Raw genomic sequence first — 14187 nt, 5'->3', positions numbered from 1 at the left:
GTGACTCCTGTCAGATTAATAGTAGTCTGCGTCACACTGATGTGTCTGCCAATATCGACCCATGACTCCTCCAACGCCGCGTCGATATGCCGGCCTGAGCGGCGATCAGCGCTCGGCACTGCGGCGCGAGAGCTTACTCGAGGCAGGGATGGAAATATTCGCGGCCGTAGGCAATCGCGGCGCCACGATGACCGCTATCTGCGCACAGGCCAAGTTGACGGAACGCTACTTTTACGAAAGTTTCTCCAGCAGAGACGAACTGCTGGAAAAGATCCTGGACAGGATTGCCGACGAGGTCCGCGATGCCGGTCTGGCCGCACTACGAGCGAGCAACGGAACGCTCGAGCAGCGCGCGCGAGATGCCATCGCGTCGTTTGTCACCATCCTTACCGACGATCCCCGCAAGGGCCGTGTAGCAATGATCGAATCCGCTGCATACGAACCACTTCGAACACACCGACGCGCCGTACTGCAGGGCTTCGCTCAGATGGTCGCGGACGAAGCCACGCGAATGTACGGCGACCGAGCTTGGCCACCTCGTCAGGGTCAGATCAACGGACTGCTCTTTGTCGGCGGCCTCGCCGAACTGGTCACCGCATGGCTGAACGAGGAGATCGCTATCTCCCCCGAGGAGATCGTCGAGGCGGCAACCTATCAATTCACATCCACCGCACACCGTTGAGATAGAACTGATCCGGCACGTCGATCCTGCCCGTCACACCGGGATCGTGCTCACAGGGGCAATACTTGTCCCCATGAGTGAACGCGCAGACGTACCCGGAACCGATCCGACAGAGTTCCGCGTCCATGTCGCGTCCCAAGCCATTCGGTTGTTCTCGGAAAACGGTTACGAAGCCACCACCGTCGAGCAGATCGCCGCTGCCGCCGGTGTTTCACGTCGGACGTTCTTCCGACAGTTCCGTTCCAAGGAAGACGTGATCTTCGCCGATCACGAGTCGCTTCTGGCGCATGTCGCGCAGTTCCTGTCCACCGAGTCGCCGGATCCGTGGGGATCGGTCTGTGAAGCAGCCGGTCTGGTCTTCGACTTCTTCCAGCAGAATCGTGATCTGTCGATGCGGCGATACCGCGTCGTACAGCACGTTCCCGCTCTGCGCGACCGCGAGCTGGTGACAGGGTTCCGATACGAGCGACTGTTTGTCGACTATCTGCGCAGCGCTGTACCGCGCGAACCAGTGCTAGAGGTTGTCGGATTCGCCGCCGCTGTCACCGCGTGCCACAACTATCTCTTGCGCAGCATGATCAAGGGCGATTCCGACGCCACAGCCGACGCACTGCGCCAAGCGCTACTGAATGTGCGTCGCACGTACGGCGTCGCCCCAGGCTCCAAGACCACCCCACGAGAAGAGAAGTCTGTGCTGGTAGTGGCGTTTAATCCGGGAACTTCAGCTGAAGAGATCAGCAAAAAAATTCACGAACAACTCGGCTGATGCCCGTCATACACCACAATGTCACACCCCGCTCCCTTGACCTGGCACTGAGTGCCGTGTTTGACTGACCTCATTGGCACCAGTCCGCCGACAAGCCATGCTGGTTCTGTCGGCGCCGCACGACCCACCTTCTACTAAGGAGTGTCCTCATGGCCGGAAACCCGGACTTCAATCTCTTCGCACTGAACGAAGAGCACGACGAACTGCGGGCAGCTATCCGCGGACTCTCCGAGAAGGAAATCGCGCCGCACGCCAAGGACGTCGACGAAAACGCCCGGTTCCCCGAGGAAGCACTTGCCGCGCTCAACGCGTCGGGCTTCAACGCCATCCACGTCCCCGAGGCGTACGACGGCCAGGGCGCCGATTCTGTTGCCACCTGCATCGTCATCGAAGAAGTTGCCCGCGTCTGTGGCTCTTCCTCGCTGATCCCGGCCGTCAACAAGCTCGGCACCATGGGCCTGATCCTCAAGGGCTCCGAAGAGCTCAAGGCAAAGGTTCTCCCGGACCTCGTGAACGGCGGAATGGCGTCGTACGCACTGTCCGAGCGCGAAGCCGGATCCGACGCCGCCGCCATGCGCACCCGAGCGAAGGCTGACGGCGACGACTGGATCCTCAACGGCTCCAAGTGCTGGATCACCAACGGCGGCAAGTCCACCTGGTACACCGTCATGGCTGTCACCGATCCGGACAAGGGCGCAAACGGCATCTCGTCATTCATGGTCCACAAGGACGACGAGGGCTTTGTCGTCGGCCCGAAGGAAAAGAAGCTCGGCATCAAGGGCTCCCCCACCGCTGAGCTGTACTTCGAGAACTGCCGTATCCCCGGCGACCGCATCATCGGAGCACCGGGCACCGGATTCAAGACGGCACTCGAAACCCTCGACCACACGCGTCCCACCATCGGCGCCCAGGCCGTCGGCCTTGCTCAGGGCGCACTCGACGCGGCTCTGGCATACACCAAGGACCGCAAGCAGTTCGGCAAGTCCATCAGCGATTTCCAGGCTGTGCAGTTCATGCTCGCCGACATGGCGATGAAGGTCGAAGCCGCACGTCTGATGGTCTACACCTCCGCTGCTCGCGCGGAGCGCGGCGAGAAGAACCTCGGCTTCATCTCCGCTGCGGCGAAGTGCTTCGCTTCGGACGTTGCCATGGAGGTCACCACCGACGCAGTGCAGCTGTTCGGTGGCGCCGGCTACACCACCGACTTCCCGGTCGAGCGCATGATGCGCGACGCCAAGATCACGCAGATCTACGAAGGCACGAATCAGATCCAGCGCGTCGTGATGTCGCGTGCGCTGTTGAAGTAAGGCACTTCGCGCCCCTGTGCGCCTTTCTGGTAGTTCTGACTACTGGAACGGCGCACCGGGGCTTGCCCCTAATTTTCGAGGAGAATTGTGGAACTTGTAGGCGTAATCGGCGGCGGCACCATGGGTGCCGGCATCGCCGAGGTATGTGCAAAGGCCGGTAGCTCGGTACTGGTGCTCGAAACCAAGGAAGAATTTGCCGCTTCCGCACGCGAGCGGATCGCCAAGTCGATCAACCGCGGCGTAGCCAAGGGCAAGATCACCCAGGAAGAAGCAGACGCCGCCATCGCTCGCGTCCGCGTCACCCTCGACATGGAAGAGTTCTCCGATCGCGATCTGGTGATCGAGGCAGCTCCCGAGATCGAAGCCCTCAAGTACGAGATCTTCGGCAAGCTCGACAAGATCGTCAAGCCTGCCGGCATTCTGGCGACCAACACGTCGTCGATCCCCGTCATCAAGATCGCCAAGGCCACCTCGCGCCCCGGTCAGGTTGTCGGCGTTCACTTCTTCAATCCGGTGCCGGTCATGCCGCTCGTCGAGATCGTGGTCAGCCTGACCACGTCCGAAGAGACTGTCCTCGCGGTCACCGACTACGCGAAGAACACGTTGCGCAAGAAGACAGTTCGTGCGGGCGACCGTTCAGGCTTCATCGTCAACGCGCTGCTCATCCCCTACCTGTGCCAAGCGATCCGGATGCTCGATTCCGGCTACGCCACCGCGGAAGATATCGACGAGGCCATGAAGGGCGGCTGCGGCTACCCGATGGGCCCGCTGACGCTCCTCGACACCGTCGGCCTCGATGTTGCTCTCGCAGCGGCAGAGTCGCTGTACGCAGAGTTCGCCGAACCGCACTACGCTCCGCCGGCGCTGCTGCGCCGCATGGTCGACGCCGGACGCCTCGGCAAGAAGACCGGCCGCGGTTTCTACGACTACGCCTAGCCGTTTCAGTTCTCACTTTCGGCCCCACACCTTTCGAAGGTGTGGGGCCGAAAGTCTTTCAGTCGAGCGCGCCTTCAGCTCTCGTAGGCAGATTTGTTGAATCGCTCCAACAACGTGATGAACGTCGACACATCCTCGTGCGTCCAGTCACCGATCGCGTCGGCAATTCGGTCGTGATTCACCTTTCTCACGTCGCCGAACTTTGCCGCAGCATCCGGCGTCGGAGAGAACAGCGAAACCCGTCCGTCCTGTGGATCGGATTCGGACACCACGTAGCCCTGCCTGGTGAGGGCGGTCAGATTACGACTCACCACACTCCGATCCAAACCTGTGACCGCAATGATCGCCGCGGGCGACACGGGGAACATGTCGACGATGCGGGTCATGATGACAAACGCAGCCGGCGTCATCTCCGGCGCTGCCGCACCCGCGTCGGCAATCAGCGTCTTGCGGGAACCTTGCACGAGCCGCCGGATTGCCCATTGAATCGCGTGGATATCAGCTTCAGGTTGTGTCGACCTCACCTGGTCAGCATAGAACCTCCCCTGTCGGCCGACTTTTGAAATAGTTGCGTCAATCAACTAAAGATGATTGACTTCAGTCACATACTTTGCCGGGTCTGACAGCTACGCGAGGAAACCGAATGATGGAATCGACCACCGAAAACGGACCAGCGCCGACAATGTCTCGACGCCAAGTAAACGAAGCGTTCGGCGGAATCCTCATCGGAATGCTTGTCGCCGTGCTGTCGACGTCCGTGATCAACACATCCCTCCCACGCATCGTCACCGACCTCCACGGCGACCAGACAACGCTCACCTGGGTTGTCACCGGGTCACTGCTCGCAGTCACCGTCTGCACACCGATCTGGGGCAAGCTGGCCGACCTCTTCAGCCGACGGCTTCTTCTGCACATCGCACTCCTGACCTTCATGATCGGCTCTCTCGCAGCCGGTTTCGCCAGCGAGCCGACATTGATGATCGCAGCGCGGTTGATTCAGGGAATCGGAACCGGCGGGCTCATCACCCTGTCCCAAATAGCCATCTCGGACATCATCAGTCCTCGCGAGCGTGGCAAGTACATGGGCGTCCTCGGGGCCGTCGTCGTGGCCGGCACTGCGGGCGGACCGCTTGTGGGTGGACTCGTCACCGACACCATCGGCTGGCGTTGGAACTTCTACATTGTCATTCCTTTTGCAGTAGTCGCGATGATCGTCATCCAGTTGAAGCTCATCCTGCCTAAGCGAAAAGGCACCGGAAAAATCGACTACATCGGGTCCGTCCTCCTCACCGCCGCGATCTCGACACTTCTCATCTGGCTCTCGCTCGGAGGCAAGGTCTTCGCCTGGAACTCTGCGGCATCCTGGTGCATGGGCATCGGCGCAGCGGTGCTGATCGCCGTGACGCTCGTTGTCGAGAGCAAGGTGAAGGCCCCGGTCCTTCCCCTGCACATGTTCCGAGGAAGGACCTTCACGCTCTCGATCGTGGCCAGCGTGTGCGTCGGCGTGGTCCTCTACAGCGTCTCCATTTTCATCAGCCAGTACATGCAGCTCAGCCGCGGCGCATCGGCCACCGGCGCCGGTCTGATCACACTGCCGCAGGTCGCCGGAAACCTCATCGCATCCACCGTCGTGGGTGGGCTCATCTCTCGCACCGGACACTGGAAGCCGTGGCTGATCACGGGAGCCTCGCTGCTCACCGTCGCCAGTACCCTGCTCTCGACCTTGCGAGTCGACACCAGTATCGCCGTGCTCTTTCTTGCCCTTCCGCTCGTCGGTCTCAGCCTCGGCATGCTGCTGCAAAACCTTGTCCTTGTCGTACAAAATGCCACGGACGTTCGCGAGATCGGCGCGGCCAGCTCCGCCGCCGCATTCTTCCGCAGCCTGGGCGGCGTCCTGGGCGTGACCATGCTCGGAGCGGCCCTCTCTACACGAGTCGATACCGAAATCGAGAACGGTCTACAAGAATCCGGCATCCCCCGATCCGCAAGTGGCCTGACGGAGGGTTCACTCCCGAACATCGACACGTTGTCAGATCCGGTACGAAACGTCGTCGAATCGGCATACGGACAGGGCGTTGGGGAGGTATTCCTCATTTCGATTCCGTTTGCCGTCATCGCCCTGATCTGCGTCATCTTTCTCCCGAATGCCGTTCTCGGCACCAAAACCGGTATCGAGCAACTGGCCGACATCGAGCACGAAGAGCCGGCGGACGCATCGCCCGCCGTCAAGGTTCCTTAGTCGCATCGACATAAGACGCGTGACGCATCAGCAGTCATGCGGCCGGTATCGTCGTGGCCATGGCCCAACTACCTCCCGACGCGATCAGTGTCCGCGTGGACAGTTGGACGTGGGCTGTCCGCCTGTTCAAGACCCGGTCCCAGGCTGCGGCATCGTGCCGATCCGGCCATGTGCGGGTGAACGGGACATCGGCAAAAGCTGCTCAGCAAGTCAAAGTCGGCGACGAAGTTCGGGTACGGGTTTCAGGTGTCGAGCGCATCGTTGTCGTGGTCAAACCCATCACCAAACGGGTTGGCGCAGTCCTTGTCGACGACTGCTTGAAGGATATTTCGCCGCCACCGCCACCGCCGGAATTGTTGGCGTCGATACCGATGCGCGATCGCGGAGCGGGCCGCCCCACCAAGCGCGAACGACGCGATCTCGAGAAACTACGGGGAATCGATCTCTGAACTCCGAGGGCGCCAATTTCCGCATACCCATTGACATTTTTGCCCGGTGACGCGAAAGTCGGAATATGACAACACGCGTTGTCATATCCGTGCGAGAGGCAGAGGTCACCGCAATGACCAACGATGCAGATACGGTTTCCGAGAAGTCGGTCGGCAATCCTGAGCCGCGCACCCTTCGCGCTGCTCCCATCGGCCCAGGCTCCTTGACGTGGCGTCACTTCGGCGACAATCGCGGCTTGCTGTACCTCGCGCGCGCGGGAACCCTGCAGAACATGCATCCAGCGGTCAGCGGTGCGCTGCAAGATCATTCGAACTTCTTCAACGATCCCCTCGATCGGCTGTTCCGCTCACTTCCCCCTATTTACGGCGTTGTGTACGACCGCAACGATCACGGCACAGGGACGCTGGTCCGCAACTTTCACACCGAACTCAAGGGAACCGATGAGAACGGCCGGCGATATCACGCACTGGCTCCGGACACTTTCTGGTGGACACACGTCACGTTCTTCGAGGTAATTCTCGATTTCAACGAACGGTTTGCGTACAAGAAGTTCACCGAAGAACAAAAGGACCAGCTCGTCCGCGAAGCCGTAACGTGGTGGCGCTGTTACGGCCTCACCGACCGGCCGGCTTTCGACAACTACGCGAGCTTCCGCGACTACTGGGAAGACATGCTCGATAATCACTTGATCAATACCCACACCACCAAGTGGTCGACAGGCGTCGCCGAACACCGAATCGCACCACCACCCAAGGTGCCACGTTGGGTGTGGACGATCATCTCGCGCCCGACGGTCGCTGCCTCGAACTGGATATCCAAGGCACTGATGCCCGACAAGGCGCGCACGACACTCGAATGGGAATGGACTGCGCGAGATGAGCGCCTCTACGTCTGGTTCGCACGCCTTCTGACGGTGTCGGATCGTTTCTGGCATCTTCTGCCACTACGCGCACGATATGCACCACGCGCGTATGCCGGGATCCGCCATCACGGCCTCGAAACAGGCTGACGCAGAACCGTCTTGAGTTTCTCGGGCTGCGTCCGACGCGCATCACTGAGGTAGATCTCGTGATGATCTCCGTTGAAACTCAGGCCGTTCGCCGGGATGAATGTGTTGTGCAGGCGATCCAACGTCGGAGCTTCGTCGTCGTACGACCCGATATGCAGGATCTGGACCGACAAACCCTCCTCCAGTTCGAGGAATCGCACCTTGTCGAGGGCTGCGAGGTTCTTCTTTGCACCCACCGATGCAATCGAAGCCGACAGTTCAGCTGACGTGATCCACTCGGGTTGCGTGATCATCATCGTCCAGTCCCACGATGCCTTGTCTCGCGTCACAAACACCTCGGGATCGTCGGCCCGCCACAAACCCTCGAGCGGTCCCACCACGAAGTCACGGTCCAATTCCTTCTTGCTCGCGAATTTGGTCGCATAGGACAGCGCATACAGGGCTTCGAGCGCCTCGGAATACTCGGCGACGGTATTGGGATCACCGTGACCGTCGACGGCAAAGTAGCCGAAACGCGGCACCGTCACCAGCGAATAATCGCGTCGGCTGGGCGCATACAGTTCCTTGTACGCCTTTTTGACGTCGAACTTTTCCATGTGCAACCACCTGGTCTCTGATCAAGCCCCAACATCTCGAAACCTATCCGAAGGTACCGACGTCCAAATAGCGGACCGCTGTCCCCTTGTTAATAGACCAGTGGACCTTTACTCTGGACGGGGTGACTACACCACCGGCGACCGACGTCGCCCACGTTCAGCGCCGCAAGCCACTGCGAATCGTCGCCATCAGCGCGACCGTTGCGTCGATCTTGGCATTGCTGTTCGGCTACCCCTGGTGGAGTTTGGTCATTCGGCCGGACTGGCCGACCGCCGTGACGATCAACGGCACCGTTGTGTTTGCCGCCCTCCTGATCGCCCTGCCCGCGACCATGGTGCTCAGCAATGGACACACCGATCGTGATCGACTTCGACTGGTCGGCGATGCACTCCTCGGCATCATCTGGGTGGTGTTCGTCTGGACATTGCTCGGCGAGGTCTTACGCCTCGGCCTACTTGCCGGCGGTGTGGAGAACCCACTTCGCGCACGCGTTGTTGCCGTTGCAGCACTGATCATCTCGGTAGTTCTACTGATCTGGGGTTATCAAGAAGCGATGCGATTGCCGCGGATCAAGCACGTGGACGTCACGATTCCCCGCCTCGGCGCAGGGATGGACAAGCTTCGCGTCGTCGCAATCACCGACACCCATTTCGGTCCGATCAACCGGGCGAAGTGGTCCGCGAACGTTGTTGCCGCCGTCAACGGGCTCGACGCCGACATCGTGGCCCATGTCGGAGACATTGCCGACGGAACAGTCGAGCAGCGACGCAACCAATCGTCTCCACTCGCTGCGGTAGACGCCTCGCTCGCCCGCGTCTACGTGACCGGAAATCACGAGTACTTCCACGAGGCACAGGAATGGCTCGACTACATGACGTCGATCGGCTGGGACTCGCTCCACAACCGACACATCGTTGTCACCAAGGGCGGCGACCGCCTCGTGATCGCCGGTGTCGACGACGCCACCGCGTTGGGTTCACGACTGGAAGGGCATGGCGCAAACTTCGAGGAGGCTTTGACCGGAGCCGATCCCGACCTCCCCATCCTGATGCTCGCCCATCAGCCCAAACAGGTTCCCCAATCTGCTGCTGCTGGAGTGGATCTGCAGCTGGCCGGGCACACGCACGGCGGTCAGATCTGGCCTTTCAACTTACTGGTCAAACTCGATCAACCGTCAGTGTCCGGGCTCAGCCGTCATGGCGAACGCACGCAGCTGTACACAAGCCGAGGCACAGGATTCTGGGGCCCACCGTTCCGGGTCTTCGCGCCGAGCGAGATCACCGTACTGACCTTGCACAGCTCCTGAAATGTCCGTCAGCTCGTTCGGGTCGCCGCTAGTGCCGACAACCCGACGAGCTGATTGACCAGACCCTCCCGGAGTCCTTCGGCAAACATTGCAGCGGCAGGCGGTGTCTGCATCTCATCGAGAACAACAGCGACGGATTTCGAGGGTTCCGCGTACGGCCACATCCCGGCGACGATTACCACGGTCGCCTTGGCAAAATGTGCCACGTCGCTGTCCCCGAGGTCAGGCAGTTGCGAATGCACCAGGGATGCAAGGCGAGTCATGTTGACCGTTGCACGCTTCTTGAAGTCACGCGCAAAATCTTCCGAAATGTTCTTCTCGAGAACACTCCCCATGACACTCAACAATTCACACAACAACCGCTGAGTGACAAGCGATTCCGCAATTGTCGAGGCCACATGGATTTCGGCGGCAAACGGCGAGTCCTCGTCAGTGGGGATCAGTGACGCTTCCAACCCGTCGAGCCACGCCACCCAGTTCTCGTCCAGAACTTCGAGAAAGATGGCCTCACGACTGTCGAAGTACCGCAGCACATTCGACTTTGCCAGTCCAACGGTTTCACTGAGTTCCCGCAGACTGATGTCGGCAACAGGCCTGGATCCGAGCAAAGCGCGGGCGGTATCGAGAATGGCGCATCGCCGCGCCTCGATCTGCTCCGGTCTGCGCGCGCGCTGAAATCCGTGAGTCGCCACCATCCGGACAGAATATCAGACCACCAGTCTGTTGCATCGTTGTCGCTATCTACCCCCACGCGCTTGATTGCGCAGCAACGGCAGGACCTGTTCTGCCACATCTGCCAAGAGTGCGTCCGGTAGATCGTAGGAACCTACATGTTGTAAGTAGACCGCGTCGCCGCCTGCCTCACTCACCGCAGCGAGCTTGCCCACGATCTCGGCGGCGGTGCCGTAGAGGCAGAATTCACGGGCGAACGCGATGACGGCCTCGTCACTGACGTACGGGTCGCACGCACGTACAGCTGCGTCCCAGTCCACCGCGTGAACAAGATCGGGGTACACGCCGGGCAGATGCTGCGGCACATCGATATCCACACCAGCGAGAGCAAGGAACGGGGCACCCCCATTCTGGGCTATCCGCGCGCAGATTGGTTTGAGCTCGCGCGCGAACCGTGGCACGTCATCCGTTACCCGGCAAAATGCCGACACTGTCATCCGCACTCCGGTCTTGCCTGCAGAGGCTGCTCCTTCTCGCACCCTGCCTGCCGCCGCAGCCAGTGGCGCAGGCGCCACCCCGGACAGCAGGATGGCACCATCCGTCAGTTCCCCGGCCAGACGAAGGTTGCGTGGACCGCTTGCCGCGAGGTAGATCGGCACGGGCGTCGGGTCGCACAAGCGCGAATGTGTTCCGCCGAAGTCCACTGTTCGGCCGGCGAGTAACTCCTGTATGACGGCGAGTCCGGCTCGTAGCTCTGCCCCGGTCGACTGTCGCAATCCAACCGGACCTACCGCACTGTCGCCAACACCGATACCGAGAACGAACCGATTCGGAGCAAGTTCCGCGACGGTGCGCGCCGCCGAAGCGACCACGCTGGGGTGCCGGGCCACAATGTTGGTGACAGCAGTACCGAGACCGATCTCCGTCGTTGCCGCAGCAGCTGCTGCCGCAACAGCAAATACGTCGCGCCACAGCAGCTGTGAGTCCGGAAACCACACTTCGTCGAAGCCTGCGCGCTCAGCTTCGCTCGCGAGGTCGGCGATCTGCCCCACCGGCGCGCACGGCGGGATCCGCAGCCCGATCTTCACAGCAGGAATTTCACTGCGAGTTCGTTGAAACGATCGGAATGCTCATGTTGAGGCCAGTGACCGCATTCAGGAAAGACCTCCAGCAACGAACCCGTGATCGACTGTCGCATCCGCTCTGCCTCCGGTATGTCGCCGAACGGATTCTCCGCGCCCCAGACGATCAGGGTGGGAGCGCTGATTCGGGCCATCTGTTCAGCGGTCAGTAGGTCCTCGGTACGGTTCTCGATATTCTGCAGGCACAGCAATTGGTCTATGCCGGAGACGAATTCGGGCCGGTGATAGATGGCATGGCGAACGTCAACCAACTCGTCGGATACGTTCACTGGGTCGTGCATGAGTAGGTGAAGTCGCTCCCGAGTCAGATCACGGTCGTCACCGGTCACTGCTGCTTTCGTGCTGGTACGAATGCGGTCCATCACTTCCGGATTGGCCACCGTTCCCCCAGGCGCAACAAGCACCAATCGTCCGACCCGGTCAGGGTGATCGGCGGCAAGCCGTCCCGCCACCCAGCCTCCGAGAGATTCCCCGATGAAGTGCGCGCGCTCGATACCTCGACTGTCGAGATAAGCGAGTACATGTTCCACGTATCGAGGGATTCGCAGGTCGCCGACAGGATTGTCGGTGTAACCGTGGCCCAACATATCCAGTGCATGTACTGCGAAGTGCTTCGAGAATGCTGGCACATTACGAATGAAAGCTTCGAGATGGCCGCTAGTGCCGTGCAACATCACCACGGCTTCTCCTCCCTGCCCCGCGCGTAAGACGCGGGTCCGCGCGCCGTTCACAGGTGCGTAGGACATTTCGAATGCTGTGCCGGTCAGGTCAGTCCAGATGGTCATGTGGGTTTCTCCTCGTTAGTGGGTGTGAGCAGGCTGACTCCCATTCCTGTCAACCAATTCGGAACGGCCCCGTAGGCGAGCGTGCACCCCGTTGTCGTGCCGGCAGTCGCCAGCGCTGCAAACATCGCGATCCAGGAACGCAGCTCATGTGCTCCATTGCCTGCCTCGCCCTCGATCTGCGCATCGGTCTTCGCCATCAACGGCCCGAGGTCACCGGCCTCGAGCAGTGCGAGAAACCATTCGTCGAACGCCTCGTTGATGTCTGGTTCTGCAGCTCGGATGATCTGCCGGCGCCGGGCCTCGTACTCGCTCCACGACGCACGGCCGTTGAGCCAGGCCTGGACCAGAAATCTGTCGTCATCCGACAGTGCAGCAAACCATTTCGGCCACGGCAATCGATGCGACAGTCCACCGGACGCGATCACCGCCACCCGCTTGGTCTCGCCGTCTGCTGATATCGCGGAGCCGATCGCCGTACCCAGGTCGTGGCATCGCTGCAGCGACGGGAGTGGGGGTGCAAACATATTGATAACGATCGGGACAACAGGTACGTCGAGCTCCGGCACCAGATGCTGCAGAGAATGCGTGATTCCGTGGTCAACGGTCATCCGCAGCGAAAACGCCGGGTCGAAGCCATCACGGACGAGACCGTCCACAATGTGTCGTGCCAGGACTGTGTCCACCGGAAGCGGCCCAGCGGGCGTGCCCGCTTCACCGGCACCGTTGACCTCGGCCACCCCAATGGTAAATGTGGGCATGAGGTCTAGGAACATGCCGCGGAAGTGATTGGAGCCGATCACCACCACAGCATCAGGACGCGCGGCGGCGAGTCTCGCCTGTGCTTGACCGAGCCCGTCGCGGAACCGGTGCGCCGCGGCGAGCCCCTCCACCTCCTCCCAATGTGTGTTCATCAAGGTGCTGTGCGAGGCACCGATTCCCAAGACCAGTTCACTCACGGGATGCTCCGCTCTCGAGTACACAGCGCGATGGTGGTGTGCACGATGGTTCGGGTCAGACGGACAGCTTCCCGGATGTCGACAACATTCATACCCGACGAGAAGTCAAGTGGCAGTGGAGCTTCGCCCCCTATCCGGTCCATACCGATACGGGCAGTCGGGAGACCTCGCGCGCGCAGGATGTTGGCATCAGTGGCCCCACTGTTGGCAACAATCGGTTCGTGTGGGCGGCCGCTCTCCTCTTCCCAGGCGGCCGTCGTGGCGACGATCACTGGAGCGTCCGGAGACGTTCGGGTACCCGGGATCGACAGAACCATGTCCCAATCCAGTTCGATTCCGGGATGTTCGGTCAAGATCGCATCGAGTGCGTCGGCGAATTCGCGTCGCACGTCGGCAGGGGTCGAGCGGGGGCTGGTCCGAAGGTCGATCATGAAGCGACACAACGCAGGTGACACCGCAGCCATGCGAGGCCAACCACCTTCTATCGCCGCCACGATGCCTTGGGGAGCAACAAGGCCGTCGGTATGTCTGGCCGCGTACTCGGGGAACCAATGTTCCAACGCAGCAATGACTGTCGCAGCGTCATCGATCGCGTTTCGGTAGGGCATCCGGTGCCGACTGCCTACATACGTGTATGTGCCACGTACACGAACCTCGAACCAGCACAGCCCCACTTCTTCCCAAGCAACCGACCATCCAGGTTTGGCGATCAGTGCATGGTCTGCCCACCATCCCTGTTCGAGCAAGAAGGAGCAGCCGACACCGTGTCCAGCATTGCGGCGACTCAACCCGCGGGCGGTCCGACCATTGGTGGGCATGCCGCCGGCACCGAACCCCACGATCAAGTCGCCGCGCAGCGGGACTCCGGCCTTGGCAATCGCCTCTGCTGCCGCGATGACGGCCGCTCCATGGCCTTTGGGGTTGCTGGCGCCGAGTCCGACAACGTGATCTCCGTGCACTTCGGCACGTGGACGCATGTCAGCTCGGAGTTCGGGCCCGATCCACGGCACGTCCTCGACCGGGTCGCCCACGGTGAGAGTGTCGATGGGTGCATAGAGCAGCAGGTCTTCGCCAGTACCGTCACCACGTAGCCGTGCAACGGCGTTAGCCTGCCGATCGTCGATTGCTTGATAATGAGAATCGAAGCCGGCGGCGTCGAGAGTTGCGGTCAACCACCGGGCAAGCTCAGCCTCCTCGCCGGTCGGGCTGGGGATGTCGACCATCCCGACAACAAGTTCGGTGAGGCGATCACGATCCACAAGTGCACAAGCAGCCTCGTACCAGGCGTGCTGCTCTGCACTCAGAGTGCTCACCGGGCGCCTGGCCGGACGGAACGGACG

The 14187-nt window shown here is 61.1% G+C and carries 15 protein-coding genes; 8 read left to right on the top strand and 7 right to left on the bottom strand.

What is annotated here, in order from left to right; translation table 11 throughout:
• The first annotated feature begins 61 nt into the window (after window positions 1-61).
• The 4 genes from ACFRFQ_RS11620 to ACFRFQ_RS11605 all read left to right on the top strand — a co-directional run bounded on the left by ACFRFQ_RS11620 (window position 62) and on the right by ACFRFQ_RS11605 (window position 3691).
• Entirely contained in the window at window positions 62-682 is a 621-nt protein-coding gene (locus ACFRFQ_RS11620) for a TetR/AcrR family transcriptional regulator (RefSeq protein WP_378657077.1), read from the top strand.
• Between the two features lie 73 nt (window positions 683-755).
• On the top strand, window positions 756-1448 hold the full coding sequence (locus ACFRFQ_RS11615) for a TetR family transcriptional regulator (protein ID WP_378657075.1): 693 nt from the start codon (window positions 756-758) through the stop codon (window positions 1446-1448).
• A 149-nt stretch (window positions 1449-1597) separates the two neighbouring features.
• Window positions 1598-2755, top strand: coding sequence for an acyl-CoA dehydrogenase (locus tag ACFRFQ_RS11610; RefSeq protein ID WP_378657072.1), 1158 nt, complete (start codon window positions 1598-1600; stop codon window positions 2753-2755).
• A gap of 87 nt (window positions 2756-2842) precedes the next feature.
• Window positions 2843-3691, top strand: a complete 849-nt coding sequence (locus tag ACFRFQ_RS11605; RefSeq protein ID WP_378657070.1) for a 3-hydroxybutyryl-CoA dehydrogenase — start codon at window positions 2843-2845, stop codon at window positions 3689-3691.
• Window positions 3692-3765: 74 nt separating this feature from the next.
• On the opposite strand, the gene ACFRFQ_RS11600 is transcribed toward ACFRFQ_RS11605, so the two are convergent.
• Entirely contained in the window at window positions 3766-4215 is a 450-nt protein-coding gene (locus tag ACFRFQ_RS11600; RefSeq protein ID WP_378657067.1) for a MarR family winged helix-turn-helix transcriptional regulator, read from the bottom strand.
• A 119-nt stretch (window positions 4216-4334) separates the two neighbouring features.
• Between ACFRFQ_RS11600 and ACFRFQ_RS11595 the strand changes: the two genes are divergently transcribed.
• The 3 genes from ACFRFQ_RS11595 to ACFRFQ_RS11585 all read left to right on the top strand — a co-directional run bounded on the left by ACFRFQ_RS11595 (window position 4335) and on the right by ACFRFQ_RS11585 (window position 7389).
• Window positions 4335-5930 (top strand): MFS transporter, encoded by a 1596-nt coding sequence (locus tag ACFRFQ_RS11595; RefSeq protein WP_378657064.1) that lies wholly within the window; start codon window positions 4335-4337, stop codon window positions 5928-5930.
• Window positions 5931-5989: 59 nt separating this feature from the next.
• The gene (locus ACFRFQ_RS11590; protein ID WP_378657062.1) at window positions 5990-6379 is read left to right on the top strand and encodes an RNA-binding S4 domain-containing protein; all 390 of its coding nucleotides are present in this window, start codon (window positions 5990-5992) and stop codon (window positions 6377-6379) included.
• A 65-nt stretch (window positions 6380-6444) separates the two neighbouring features.
• Window positions 6445-7389, top strand: coding sequence for an oxygenase MpaB family protein (locus tag ACFRFQ_RS11585; RefSeq protein WP_378657059.1), 945 nt, complete (start codon window positions 6445-6447; stop codon window positions 7387-7389).
• Here ACFRFQ_RS11585 and ACFRFQ_RS11580 read toward each other — a convergent pair.
• Window positions 7368-7985 (bottom strand): GyrI-like domain-containing protein, encoded by a 618-nt coding sequence (locus ACFRFQ_RS11580; RefSeq protein ID WP_378657057.1) that lies wholly within the window; start codon window positions 7983-7985, stop codon window positions 7368-7370. The two genes, ACFRFQ_RS11585 and ACFRFQ_RS11580, sit on opposite strands and share 22 nt — an antisense overlap.
• Before the next feature lie 122 nt (window positions 7986-8107).
• Here ACFRFQ_RS11580 and ACFRFQ_RS11575 point away from each other — a divergent pair, with 122 nt between their 5' ends.
• A complete protein-coding gene (locus tag ACFRFQ_RS11575) occupies window positions 8108-9292 on the top strand; it encodes a metallophosphoesterase (protein ID WP_378657054.1) in 1185 nt (394 codons plus the stop codon).
• 8 nt (window positions 9293-9300) lie between these two features.
• On the opposite strand, the gene ACFRFQ_RS11570 is transcribed toward ACFRFQ_RS11575, so the two are convergent.
• From ACFRFQ_RS11570 to ACFRFQ_RS11550, 5 genes are read right to left on the bottom strand one after another with little or no spacing between them, the layout of a single operon-like run.
• On the bottom strand, window positions 9301-9987 hold the full coding sequence (locus ACFRFQ_RS11570) for a TetR family transcriptional regulator (RefSeq protein WP_378657052.1): 687 nt from the start codon (window positions 9985-9987) through the stop codon (window positions 9301-9303).
• Window positions 9988-10029: 42 nt separating this feature from the next.
• A complete protein-coding gene (locus ACFRFQ_RS11565; RefSeq protein WP_378657049.1) occupies window positions 10030-11052 on the bottom strand; it encodes an LLM class flavin-dependent oxidoreductase in 1023 nt (340 codons plus the stop codon).
• On the bottom strand, window positions 11049-11891 hold the full coding sequence (locus ACFRFQ_RS11560; protein WP_378657046.1) for an alpha/beta fold hydrolase: 843 nt from the start codon (window positions 11889-11891) through the stop codon (window positions 11049-11051). Before ACFRFQ_RS11560 ends, ACFRFQ_RS11565 begins: the two co-directional genes overlap by 4 nt.
• Window positions 11888-12847: a catechol 1,2-dioxygenase gene (locus ACFRFQ_RS11555; RefSeq protein WP_378657043.1), complete on the bottom strand. Its 960-nt coding sequence runs from the start codon at window positions 12845-12847 to the stop codon at window positions 11888-11890. The genes ACFRFQ_RS11560 and ACFRFQ_RS11555 overlap by 4 nt, the downstream gene beginning before the upstream one ends.
• Window positions 12844-14160 (bottom strand): M20 family metallopeptidase, encoded by a 1317-nt coding sequence (locus ACFRFQ_RS11550; RefSeq protein ID WP_378657040.1) that lies wholly within the window; start codon window positions 14158-14160, stop codon window positions 12844-12846. Before ACFRFQ_RS11550 ends, ACFRFQ_RS11555 begins: the two co-directional genes overlap by 4 nt.
• Window positions 14161-14187: the final 27 nt, after the last annotated feature.

The sequence above is a fragment of the Rhodococcus sp. NPDC056743 genome, from assembly GCF_042790355.1.
Lineage (GTDB): Bacteria > Actinomycetota > Actinomycetes > Mycobacteriales > Mycobacteriaceae > Rhodococcus_F.
The sequence above is the reverse complement of the archived record's forward strand: the minus strand, read 5'-3'. Positions and strand labels throughout refer to the sequence as shown.

What these genes read in the sequence shown, in the direction of transcription:
- ACFRFQ_RS11615 (WP_378657075.1), top strand. Translation starts at nt 756, where the DNA reads ATGAGTGAACGCGCAGACGTACCCGGAACCGATCCGACAGAGTTCCGC.
- ACFRFQ_RS11590 (WP_378657062.1), top strand. Translation starts at nt 5,990, where the DNA reads ATGGCCCAACTACCTCCCGACGCGATCAGTGTCCGCGTGGACAGTTGG.
- ACFRFQ_RS11620 (WP_378657077.1), top strand. Translation starts at nt 62, where the DNA reads ATGACTCCTCCAACGCCGCGTCGATATGCCGGCCTGAGCGGCGATCAG.
- ACFRFQ_RS11570 (WP_378657052.1), bottom strand. Translation starts at nt 9,987, where the DNA reads ATGGTGGCGACTCACGGATTTCAGCGCGCGCGCAGACCGGAGCAGATC.
- ACFRFQ_RS11595 (WP_378657064.1), top strand. Translation starts at nt 4,335, where the DNA reads ATGATGGAATCGACCACCGAAAACGGACCAGCGCCGACAATGTCTCGA.
- ACFRFQ_RS11580 (WP_378657057.1), bottom strand. Translation starts at nt 7,985, where the DNA reads ATGGAAAAGTTCGACGTCAAAAAGGCGTACAAGGAACTGTATGCGCCC.
- ACFRFQ_RS11585 (WP_378657059.1), top strand. Translation starts at nt 6,445, where the DNA reads ATGACAACACGCGTTGTCATATCCGTGCGAGAGGCAGAGGTCACCGCA.
- ACFRFQ_RS11560 (WP_378657046.1), bottom strand. Translation starts at nt 11,891, where the DNA reads ATGACCATCTGGACTGACCTGACCGGCACAGCATTCGAAATGTCCTAC.
- ACFRFQ_RS11610 (WP_378657072.1), top strand. Translation starts at nt 1,598, where the DNA reads ATGGCCGGAAACCCGGACTTCAATCTCTTCGCACTGAACGAAGAGCAC.